This is a genomic window from Rhodovibrio sodomensis (assembly GCF_016583645.1).
Taxonomy (GTDB): Bacteria; Pseudomonadota; Alphaproteobacteria; order Kiloniellales; family Rhodovibrionaceae; genus Rhodovibrio; species Rhodovibrio sodomensis.
On record NZ_NRRL01000002.1, the window covers coordinates 115,620 to 127,357 of the forward strand.

Here is an 11,738-nt window from a genome sequence, read left to right on the forward strand (position 1 = left end):
ATGTGACGCCCCGGCCGCAACCGAGTCGTCACATCGCGTCTGCGTTCCGGGGTCGATTTCCCGGAGTTACTGCGCCGCCGACTGTTCGGCGTCGCCCCCGCCGGCGAGCTCCTCGCGCTGTTCGCGCTCCTGCAGGAGCTTCCGGTCGCGCTGCGAGGCCAGCTTGCGGTACTCGTTCATGGTCGCCCCCGTGCCCGCCGGGATCAGGCGGCCCACGATGACGTTCTCCTTGAGGCCTTCCAGGTAGTCGGACTTGCCGTACACGGCCGCCTCGGTGAGCACCCGGGTGGTCTCCTGGAACGACGCCGCGGAGATGAACGAGCGGGTCTGCAGCGAGGCCTTGGTGATGCCCTGCAGCACCGGCCGGGCGTGCGCCGGGGCCATCGACTGCTCGGCCATCTTGCGGTTGACCTCCTCGTACTCCAGCCGGTCGACGTGCTCGCCCACCAGGTAGGTGGTGTCGCCGGGCGACAGGATCTCGACCTTCTGCAGCATCTGGCGGATCACCACCTCGATGTGCTTGTCGTTGATCTTCACGCCCTGCAGCCGGTAGACGCTCTGGATCTCCTCGACGAGGTACTCGGCGAGCGCCTCGACGCCCAGGATGTCCAGAATGTCGTGCGGCACCGGGTTGCCGTCGACGATCATGTCGCCGGTGTCGACCCAGTCGCCCTCGCGCACGGTGATCTGCTTGTTCTTCGGCACCATGTACTCGCGCGAGGTCTGGCTTTCGTCGTCCGGCACCACGATCACCCGGCGCTTGGTCTTGTAATCCTTGCCGAACTCCACGCGCCCGGGAATCTCGGACAGGATCGCGTAGTCCTTCGGCTTGCGCGCCTCGAACAGCTCGGCGACGCGCGGCAGACCGCCGGTGATGTCGCGGGTCTTGGACGACTCGCGCGGGATGCGGGCCAGCACGTCGCCGGCCTTCACCTGATCGCCGTTCTCGACCGACAGGATGGCGTCGACGCTCAGGTAGTAGCGGGCCTCCGCGCCGTTGGCGAGGCTGACCACGTCGCCGTTGGCATCCCGCAACACGATCCGCGGCCGCAGCTCGGAGCCCTTGGGCTGCTGCTTCCAGTCGACCACGACGCGGTTGGTGATGCCGGTCGTCTCGTCGGTCACCTCGCGCATCGAGGTGCCCTCGACCAGGTCCTCGTACTGGGCCGTGCCTTCACGCTCGGTGATGATCGGCTGGGTGTAGGGGTCCCACTCGGCCAGACGGGTGCCCTTCTCGACCTCTGAGCCCTCCTGGACCAGCACCTTGGCGCCGTAGGGCACCTTGTAGCTGGCCCGCTCGCGGCCGTCCTTGTCGGAGACCACCAGCTCGCTGTTACGGCCCATGACCACCAGCTGACCCTCGGAGTTCTCGACGACGTTCTTGTTGCGGATCTGAATGACGCCCTCGCCCGAGGCTTCCACGCTCGACTGCTCGCCACCGCCCTGGGCGGCGCCGCCGATGTGGAAGGTCCGCATGGTCAGCTGGGTGCCCGGCTCGCCGATCGACTGCGCGGCGATCACGCCCACGGCCTCGCCGATGTTGACGTTGGTGCCGCGGGCCAGATCGCGGCCGTAGCACTGCGCGCAGATGCCCTTGCGGGACTCGCAGGTCAGCACCGAGCGGATCTTGACGTGATCCAGACCGGCGGTCTCGATGACGTCGATCAGCTCCTCGGTGATGATCTGGTCCTGCCGAATGATCAATTCGCCGGAGACCGGATCGTAGACGTCCTCCAGCGCGGTGCGGCCGAGCACGCGATCGCTCAAGGGCGCGATCACCTCGCCGCCCTCGACCACCGGCTTGACGGTCAGGCCGTTGCGGGTGCCGCAGTCCTCCTCGGAGATCACGGCGTCCTGGCTGACGTCGACCAGACGGCGGGTCAGGTAGCCCGAGTTCGCCGTCTTGAGCGCGGTGTCGGCCAGGCCCTTACGCGCGCCGTGCGTCGAGTTGAAGTACTCGAGCACGGTCAGGCCCTCCTTGAAGTTCGAGATGATCGGCGTCTCGATGATCTCGCCGGACGGCTTCGCCATCAGGCCGCGCATGCCGGCCAGCTGACGGATCTGCGCGGGCGAGCCGCGGGCACCGGAGTGCGCCATCATGTAGACCGAGTTGATCGAGCCGCCGGTCTTCTTCGAGATCTCCGCCATCATCGCGTCGGCGACATCGTCGGTGCAGCGCGACCAGACGTCGACCACCTTGTTGTACTTCTCGCCGCGGGTGATCAGGCCGTCCTGATACTGCTGCTCGAACTCCTTGACCTCGGACTCGGCGCTGGCGACCAGCTGGTGCTTGGCGTCCGGGATGATCATGTCGTCCTTGCCGAACGAGATCCCGGCCTTGGTCGACCAGGAGAAGCCGAGCGCCATCACCTTGTCGGCGAAGATCACCGTGTCCTTCTGACCGCAGTGGCGGTAGACGATGTCGATGACCTCGGTGATCTCCTTCTTGGTGAGCAGCCGGTTGATCAGGCTGAACGGCACGTTGGGATGGCGCGGCAGCACCTCGGCCAGCAGCATCCGGCCCGGGGTGGTCTCGATCGTCTGGGTGACCTCGTTGTTGTTCTCGTCGACCGTATCGAACCGCGCCTTCACCTTCGATTGCAGCGTGACCGAGCCCTGCTGCAGGGCGTAGTCGATCTCGCCCATGTCGCGGAACGCCATACCCTCGCCGGGGGCGCCCTCGTTCTCCTGGGTCAGGTAGTAGAGACCCAGCACGATGTCCTGCGAGGGCTGGATGATCGGCTTGCCGTTGGCCGGCGAGAGGATGTTGTTGGTCGACATCATCAAGACCCGCGCCTCGAGCTGGGCCTCCAGCGCGAGCGGCACATGCACGGCCATCTGGTCGCCGTCGAAGTCGGCGTTGAACGCGGTGCAGACCAGCGGGTGCAGCTGGATCGCCTTGCCCTCGATCAGCACCGGCTCGAACGCCTGGATGCCCAGGCGGTGCAGCGTCGGCGCCCGGTTCAGCATCACCGGGTGCTCGCGGATCACCTCTTCCAGGATGTCCCAGACCTCCGGGCGCTCCTTCTCCACCATGCGCTTGCCGGCCTTGATGGTGGAGGCGTACCCGTAGAGTTCGAGCTTGTGGTAGATGAACGGCTTGAACAGCTCGAGCGCCATCTTCTTGGGCAGGCCGCACTGGTGCAGCTTGAGCTCGGGACCGACCACGATCACCGACCGGCCGGAGTAGTCCACGCGCTTGCCCAGCAGGTTCTGGCGGAACCGGCCCTGCTTGCCCTTGAGCATGTCGGACAGGGACTTCAGCGGTCGCTTGTTGGCGCCGGTGATCACCCGGCCGCGGCGGCCGTTGTCGAACAGCGCGTCGACCGCCTCCTGCAGCATCCGCTTTTCGTTGCGCACGATGATGTCGGGCGCGCGCAGCTCGATCAGCCGCTTCAGGCGGTTGTTGCGGTTGATCACCCGGCGGTACAGGTCGTTCAGGTCGGAGGTCGCGAACCGGCCGCCGTCGAGCGGCACCAGCGGGCGCAGCTCGGGCGGGATCACCGGGACCACGTCCAGGATCATCCACTCCGGCTTGGTGCCGGAATCGGCGAACGCCTCGACGATCTTCAGGCGCTTCACCAGCTTCTTGCGCTTGGCCTCGGAGGTCGTCTCGCGCAGGTCGGTGCGCAGCTCGGTGCGCATCTCCTCCAGGTCGAGCGACTGCAGCATGGCCTTGATCGCCTCGGCACCGATCATCGCGGTGAAGGCGTCGTCGCCGTAGTCGTCCTGGGCGTTCATGTACTCGTCTTCGGTCAGCAGCTGGCCCCACTTGAGCGTGGTCAGGCCGGGCTCGACGACGACGTAGCTCTCGAAGTACAGGACCTTCTCCAGGTCCTTCAGCGTCATGTCCAGAAGCAGGCCGACACGGCTCGGCAGCGACTTCAGGAACCAGATGTGCGCGACCGGGCTGGCCAGCTCGATGTGGCCCATGCGCTCGCGGCGGACCTTGGCCAGCGTGACCTCGGTGCCGCACTTCTCGCAGATGATGCCCCGGTACTTCATGCGCTTGTACTTGCCGCACAAGCACTCGTAGTCCTTCACCGGGCCGAAGATGCGGGCACAGAACAGGCCGTCGCGCTCCGGCTTGAAGGTGCGGTAGTTGATGGTTTCCGGCTTCTTGATCTCGCCGTAGGACCAGGAGCGGATCCGCTCGGGGCTCGCGATCGAGATCTTCAGCTCGTCGAAGCTCTGCGGGCCACTGACCTGGCCGAAGATGTTCATCAACTCGTTCATAACTGGGCTACTCCCACCGTTCAGCGCGTCTCGCGCCAGACCGTCCGGGTGCGCGGGCCGGAAGCGGTCTCGATCGGCGGCGGGCCGGGGGCGCGCCTTGATTGGCCCGGTCCGCCGCCTGTCTTGGTCGTCTAAAGCCTGTGCCTGTCCGGCGGCTTACGGCTCGCTCTGCTTCATCTCGACGTTGAGGCCGAGCGAGCGCAGCTCCTTGATCAGCACGTTGAAGGACTCTGGGATGCCGGCCTCGAAGTTGTCGTCGCCCTTGACGATCGCCTCGTAGACCTTGGTGCGGCCGGACACGTCGTCCGACTTCACCGTCAGCATCTCCTGCAGCGTGTAGGCCGCGCCGTAGGCCTCCAGCGCCCAGACCTCCATCTCGCCGAACCGCTGGCCGCCGAACTGCGCCTTGCCGCCCAGCGGCTGCTGGGTGACCAGGCTGTACGGACCGATCGACCGGGCGTGGATCTTGTCGTCGACCAGGTGGTGGAGCTTCAGCATGTAGATGTAGCCCACCGTGACCGGCCGGTGGAACGGCTCGCCCGTGCGGCCGTCGACCAGGGTCACCTGACCGGAGCTGTCCAGCCCCGCGGCCTCCAGGAGATCGACGATCTCGTCTTCCTTGGCGCCGTCGAACACCGGGGTGGCCATCGGCACGCCGTCCTTCAGGCTCTCGGCGAAGTCGACCACGCTCTCGTCGTCGAGCGGCGCGATCTCCTTGTTGTAGCTCTCCTCGCCGTAGATCCGCTGCAGCTTGCCGCGCAACTCGCTGACGCCGTTCTTGCGCGCGGTCGAGACCATGTCGTTCAGCTGCTTGCCCAGACCCGCGGCGGCCCAGCCGAGGTGGGTCTCCAGGATCTGCCCGACGTTCATGCGCGAGGGCACGCCCAGCGGGTTCAGGACGATGTCGACCGGGTCGCCGTCCTGGGTATGCGGCATGTCCTCGATCGGCACGATCCGGGAGATCACGCCCTTGTTGCCGTGCCGGCCGGCCATCTTGTCGCCCGGCTGCATCTTGCGCTTGGTCGCGACGAAGACCTTGACCATCTTCATCACGCCGGGCGGCAGCTCGTCGCCGCGCTGCAGCTTGTCGACCTTGTTCTCGAAGCGCTTGGTCAGCGCCTCGATCGCCTCGTCGAACTGCCGGTTCAGCTCCTCGATCTCGCCCTGGACCTTGTCGTCCTTGACGGTGATCTGGCGCCACTGGCCCGGGGTGTAGTCGGACAGCAGCTGCTCGCTGACCTCCTGGTCGGCCTTCATGCCCTTCGGGCCCGAGCCGACGGTCTGGCCCAGCAGCAGGTCCTTCAGACGGCCGTAGAAGGAACGCTCCAGGATCGCCTTCTCGTCGTCGCGGTCCTTGGCGAGGCGCTCGATCTCGGCGCGCTCGATCGCGAGCGCACGCTCGTCCTTCTCGACGCCGCGTCGGGAGAACACCCGGACCTCGACGACCGTGCCCCAGACGCCCGGCGGCACCCGCAGCGAGGTATCGCGCACGTCGGACGCCTTCTCGCCGAAGATCGCGCGGAGCAGCTTCTCCTCCGGCGTCATCGGGCTCTCGCCCTTCGGAGTGACCTTGCCGATCAGGATGTCGCCCGCGTTGACCTCGGCGCCGATGTAGACGATGCCCGCCTCGTCCAGGTTGCGCAGCGCGTCCTCGCCGACGTTGGGGATGTCGCGGGTGATCTCTTCCTGGCCCAGCTTGGTGTCGCGGGCCATCACGTCGAACTCCTCGATGTGGATCGAGGTGAAGACGTCGTCGCGCACGACGCGCTCGGAAAGCAGGATCGAGTCCTCGAAGTTGTAGCCCATCCACGGCATGAACGCGCACAGCACGTTGCGCCCGATCGCGAGTTCGCCGCGGTTGGTCGACGGGCCGTCGGCGATGATGTCGCCCTTGGCGATCTCCTCGCCCACGCGCACCAGCGGCCGCTGGGTGATCGAGGTGTTCTGGTTGGAGCGCTGGAACTTGCGCAGGTTGTAGATGTCGACCGCCTGCTCGCCGGACGAGGTCTGGTCGGTGACCCGGATCACCACGCGGGTGGCGTCGACCTGGTCGACCACGCCGCCGCGCTTGGCGGAGATCGCGACGCCGGAGTCCTGCGCCACCTTGTCCTCGATGCCGGTGCCGACCAGCGGGGCCTCCGACTGCACCAGCGGCACCGCCTGGCGCATCATGTTGGAGCCCATCAGCGCGCGGTTGGCGTCGTCGTTCTCCAGGAACGGGATCAGCGCCGCGGCGACCGAGACGATCTGCTTGGGCGAGACGTCCTTGTATTCGATCTCCTCCGGCCGCGCGAGCAGGTACTCCCCGCCCCGGCGGCAGGAGATCAGGTCGCTCGACAGCTTGCCGTTCTCGTCGACCTCGGCGTTCGCCTGGGCGACGGTGTAGCGCACCTCGTCCATCGCCGAGAGGTAGACCACCTCGTCGGTGACCTGACCGTCCTTGACCTTACGGTAGGGGCTCTCGATGAAGCCGTACTTGTTGACCCGGGCGTAGGTCGCCAGCGAGTTGATCAGGCCGATGTTCGGCCCCTCCGGCGTCTCGATCGGGCAGATCCGGCCGTAGTGCGTCGGGTGCACGTCGCGCACCTCGAAGCCGGCGCGCTCGCGCGTCAGACCGCCCGGGCCGAGCGCCGACAGGCGGCGCTTGTGGGTGATCTCCGACAGCGGGTTGGTCTGGTCCATGAACTGCGACAGCTGGGAGCTGCCGAAGAACTCGCGCACCGCGGCCGCCGCCGGCTTGGCGTTGATCAGATCGTGCGGCATCACGCTGTCGATCTCGACCGAGCTCATCCGCTCGCGGATCGCGCGCTCCATGCGCAGCAGGCCGACGCGGTACTGGTTCTCCATCAATTCGCCGACCGAGCGCACGCGGCGGTTGCCCAGGTGGTCGATGTCGTCGATCTCGCCGCGGCCGTCCTTCAGCTCGCACAGCTCCTTGACGATCGCCAGGATGTCGTCCTTGCGCAGGGTGCGCAGCTGATCGTCGGTCTCGAAGCCCATGCGCGCGTTCATCTTGACGCGACCGACCGAGGACAGGTCGTAGCGGTCGGAATCGAAGAACAGGCTGTTGAACATCTGCTCCGCGGACTCGAGGGTCGGCGGCTCGCCCGGTCGCATCACCCGGTAGATGTCGATCAGCGCGTCCTCGCGACTGGTGTTCTTGTCGATCATCAGCGAGTTGCGCAGGTACGCCCCGACCGACACGTGGTCGATCGCCAGGGTCGGCACCTGCGTGATTCCGACCTGATCGAACTGCTCCAGCATGTGCTCGGAGATCTCTTCACCGGCCTCGCACAGGATCTCGCCGGTTTCCTCGTTGATCAGGTCGGCGGCGACGTAGCGGCCGACCAGCTGGTCCGCCGGGACGACGTGCTCGTCCAGGCCGTTCTCCTCGACCAGCTTGCGCGCCTTGCGCGGGGTGATCTTCTCGCCCGCCTCGACCAGGGTCTCGCCGGTGGCCGCGTTGACCAGGTCGTGCGACAGCTTCACGCCGCGCATCGCCTGCGGGTCGAACTTGGTGCGCCAGCCCTGCTTGTCCTTCTTGTAGTCGATCCGGTCGTAGAAATACGCCAGGATCTCCTCGGGGCTCATGCCCTCGGCCTCGTGCGGCTCCAGGGTGCCGCCCTGCGCCGCGCGCTCGGCGCGCAGCTTCGCCGTCTCGGCGCTGTCGAGCGCCATCAGCAGGGTCGTCGCGGGCAGCTTGCGCCGGCGGTCGACGCGCACGTGCACCAAGTCCTTGGCGTCGAACTCGAAGTCCAGCCAGGAGCCGCGGTAGGGGATCACCCGGGCGGCGAACAGGTACTTGCCGCTGGAGTGCGTCTTGCCGCGGTCGTGGTCGAAGAACACGCCCGGGCTGCGGTGCATCTGGGAGACGATCACGCGCTCGGTACCGTTGATGATGAACGTGCCGTGTTCGGTCATCAGCGGCATGTCGCCCATGTAGACGTCCTGCTCCTTGATGTCGCGCACCGACTTGGCGCCGGTGTCCTCGTCGACATCCCAGACCACGAGCCGCAGCGTCACCCGCGCCGGCGAGGCGTAGGTCATGCCGCGCTGCTGGCACTCCTCGACGTCGTACTTGGGCTCCTCGAGCTCGTAGCGGACGTACTGCAGCTCCGCCCGGTCCGAGAAGTCGCGGATCGGGAAGATCGACTTGTAGACCTCCTGCAGGCCGACCTCGCGACGCTCCTCGTGCTCCATGTCCTTCTGCAGCAGCTGATCGTACGACTGCTTCTGGGTCTCGATCAGGTTGGGCATCGTGGTGACCTCGGGGATCTTCCCGAAAGTCTTGCGGATCCGCTTGCGACCGGTGAACGTCTGCTGCTGCGACATATCTCGTCCTCTGTGTTCGGCTCCACCGCCGCCGCCGGACCCTCGCCGGGGACCCTGGACACCCCGGCCGGCCGGAGCGGTGGATCGTGCTGCTGTCGCGCCCGCGACGGCCCCCGCGCACACGTCGGCGGAGGTGGAGGGACGGGCGCGTCTCAGTCCCGTGTGCTTGCGTCGGAAAGCTCTTACATCAGCGCTCTGGATTGCCTGGTTGCGGGGAGCGTTGGTGCCTTGACCAAGGGCAGCCGCCGGTTGCTTGGGACAGGCCCGGGCGTCGCGCCGCTTGCTTCACCGGCGCGGCTGGCTCCGCCGGTGAAGGAAGCGGCTGTCACGTCGTGGGCCGCGCGCGTCTTGCCATCGAGGCCCCCCGCCAAACATCCGTGCGGTAAAGCGACGACGGCGCCCGCGCGCGTCAGCCCGCTTCGGGCTGCCCGCCGGACGCCTGCCGATGGCGAACGCACCGAAGCGGCGCGCCGCCCCGTGGGGCCGCGCGCCGCGATCGGCTTCGCGTGAGCGGTCAAAACCGTCAGCTTACTTCAGCTCCACGGTGCCGCCGGCATCCTCGATCTTCTTCTTGATCTGCTCGGCCTCGTCCTTGTCGACGCCTTCCTTCAGCGCCTTCGGGACGTTCTCGACCATCTCCTTCGCCTCCTTGAGGCCCAGGCCGGTGATGCCGCGCACCTCCTTAATCACGTTAATCTTCTTGTCGCCCGGCGCGGTCAGGATGACGTCGAACTCGGTCTTCTCTTCCGCGGGCGCGGCGGCCTCGCCGCCACCGCCGCCGGCCGCGACCGGCGCGGCCGCGCTGACGCCCCAGTGCTCCTCGAGCTTCTTGGAGAGCTCGGCGGCCTCCATGACGGTAAGGTTCGAAAGCTCGTCGACGAGCTTGTCCAGATCAGCCATTTCTATCTCCAGTTAGGCTTGAGCTTCGTGATGTCTCGGGTAATCGACCGCCCTTACGCGGCCTCGTCCTTGTCGGCGTATGCCTGCAGCACCCGGGCGATCTGACTGGCGGGCGCCTGCGTGACGGTGACGACGCGCTGCGCCGGCGTCTGCAGGAGGCCCACGATGGTCGCGCGGGATTCGTCCAGGCTCGGGGTCTTCGCCAGCTCCTCGACGCCGCTGGCGTCCAGGACCTTCTCGCCGTAGGCGCCGCCGAGAATCTCCAACTTCTTATTCTTGTTGGCATACTCAACGACGGTCTTGGCGGCCGAGACGGGGTCGTCGGACCACGCGAGCGCGGTCTGACCTTCCATCATCGGCAGCAGCCCCTCGAACTGCGTGCCGTCAAGGGCGAGCCGTGCCAGGGTATTCTTCGCAACCTTGTACCGCGCCCCCGCGTCGTACATCTGGCGCCGCAGGTCGTTGACCTCCGCCACGGTGAGGCCGTTCGGCCGGGTCACCACGACGGTGGACACGTCCTGGAACGTCTGATGCAGATCGGAGACCAGTTGCTGTTTCTCTGCACGGTCCACGGATCTTTTCTCCGTTCCCTCTTGTCCGAGCCGGCTTCCGCCGCCCCGTTCGGCCGCGTCCTAGGAGTGCGGCCAACTACGGGCGCCGGTGGGTCGCGCCGGTCCGGCGTTTGCACGAGGCCATCCGGGATCACCCAAGCAAGCTGGCGACCCGGATGCCCGGTTCGCCTGTCCCGGAAGCTCAAGCCCGTGCGTGTCTAAGCCGGAGCCCGGCCGGTTGCCCGGTCCAGGCCGCGGCTCACGCGCGAACCTTTTTGCTTCCTGTCTATGCAGGCCCCATCGATCAGGACTTAGGCGGAAAACCGGCGGTTCTCCGCACCTGCAGTCTCGGACAGGTTGGCGGCCGGTCCGTTCCGCGCCGGTTGCCCGGAACGGACGGGCGGCCGCCCGTCAAGGTGCCGGACGCGACGGGTAACGCCGCGCCGGCACCGCAATCAAGGGGGCGACGACGCGTCCCCGCGCCGTCCCCCTCGATGCGTTCGCGAAGCCAGGCTGGCTACTGCTGCGGCTGCAGCGTCGCCACGTCCAGCTTCAGGCCCGGGCTCATGGTCGAGGACATGGACACCTTCTTGATGTACTGTCCCTTCGCGCCCGAGGGCTTGTTCTTCACGATCGCGTCGTAGAACGCGCGCGCGTTCTCGGCCAGCTGCTGGTCGTCGAAGCTGGCCTTGCCGATGCCGGCGTGGACCAGGCCGGCGCGCTCGGCGCGGAAGGTCACCTGCCCGCCCTTGGCGGCCTTGACAGCTTCGGCGACGTCGTTGGTGACCGTGCCCAGCTTCGGGTTCGGCATCAGGCCGCGCGGGCCCAGGATCTTACCCAGCCGGCCAACCACGGGCATCAGGTCCGGCGTGGCGATCGCCCGCTCGAAGTTCAGCTCGCCGTTCTGGATCTGCTCGGCCAGGTCCTCGGCGCCGACCAGGTCGGCGCCCGCGTCCTGCGCCGCCTGGGCCTTGTCGCCGCGGGCGAACACCGCCACGCGCACCGCCTTGCCGGTGCCGTGCGGCAGCGTCACGGCGCCGCGCAACGTCTGGTCCGCGTGCCGCGGGTTCAGACCCAGGTTCATGGCGATCTCGAAGGTTTCGTCGAACCGCGAGACCTGGCGGTCGCGGATCGTCTTGATCGCCTCCTCAAGGCCGAACGCACGGGTGCGGTCGAGGCCCTTGTAGGCGTCGGTGATTTTCTTGCCGCGTCGTGCCATCGTGCTACTCCGTGACCTCGATGCCCATGGACCGCGCCGAGCCCTTGATGCTCTCCATCGCCGTCTCGATGTCGTAGGCGTTCAGGTCCTGGAACTTCGCCTCGGCGATCTCGCGGACCTGGTCCAGCGTGACCGAGCCCACGGTCTGCATCTTCGGCGTCTTGGCGCCCTTGTTAATCTTGGCCGCCCGCTTGAGATAGTAGCCCGCCGGGGCGGTCTTGGTCTCGAAGGTGAACGAGCGGTCGGAGTAGGCGGTGATGATCACCGGCGTCGGGGTGCCCGGCTCGATGTCCTGCGTGGCGGCGTTGAACGCCTTGCAGAACTCCATGATGTTGAGGCCGCGCTGGCCCAGCGCCGGACCAACCGGCGGCGACGGGTTCGCCTTGCCGGCCGGGATCTCCAGCTTGATGGATCCGGTTACTTTCTTTGCCATCTCTCAACCCTGTGTCTTGAGTTTCGGGTTGCGCGGTCCGGCGATGGCAGCGCCTCCCGCGCCTCAC

6 protein-coding genes are annotated in these 11,738 nt (G+C 67.1%); all 6 read right to left on the reverse strand.

The annotated features are described in order from the left end of the window. Positions 1 to 66 precede the first annotated feature (66 nt). The 6 genes from rpoC to rplK all read right to left on the reverse strand — a co-directional run bounded on the left by rpoC (position 67) and on the right by rplK (position 11,671). Positions 67 to 4,236 carry a DNA-directed RNA polymerase subunit beta' gene (gene rpoC / locus CKO28_RS02335; protein WP_200338921.1) on the reverse strand — a complete coding sequence of 1,390 codons (4,170 nt, stop codon included), beginning with the start codon at positions 4,234 to 4,236 and terminating at the stop codon, positions 67 to 69. 156 nt (positions 4,237 to 4,392) lie between these two features. After that, positions 4,393 to 8,568 (reverse strand): DNA-directed RNA polymerase subunit beta, encoded by a 4,176-nt coding sequence (rpoB, locus tag CKO28_RS02340; protein WP_200338922.1) that lies wholly within the window; start codon positions 8,566 to 8,568, stop codon positions 4,393 to 4,395. A gap of 528 nt (positions 8,569 to 9,096) precedes the next feature. After that, positions 9,097 to 9,468 (reverse strand): 50S ribosomal protein L7/L12, encoded by a 372-nt coding sequence (rplL, locus tag CKO28_RS02345; protein ID WP_200338923.1) that lies wholly within the window; start codon positions 9,466 to 9,468, stop codon positions 9,097 to 9,099. A gap of 53 nt (positions 9,469 to 9,521) precedes the next feature. Beyond that, positions 9,522 to 10,040: a 50S ribosomal protein L10 gene (rplJ, locus tag CKO28_RS02350; protein WP_200338924.1), complete on the reverse strand. Its 519-nt coding sequence runs from the start codon at positions 10,038 to 10,040 to the stop codon at positions 9,522 to 9,524. Positions 10,041 to 10,536: 496 nt separating this feature from the next. Next, entirely contained in the window at positions 10,537 to 11,238 is a 702-nt protein-coding gene (gene rplA / locus CKO28_RS02355) for a 50S ribosomal protein L1 (protein WP_200338925.1), read from the reverse strand. 4 nt (positions 11,239 to 11,242) lie between these two features. Further along, entirely contained in the window at positions 11,243 to 11,671 is a 429-nt protein-coding gene (rplK, locus tag CKO28_RS02360; RefSeq protein ID WP_200338926.1) for a 50S ribosomal protein L11, read from the reverse strand. Positions 11,672 to 11,738 lie beyond the last annotated feature (67 nt).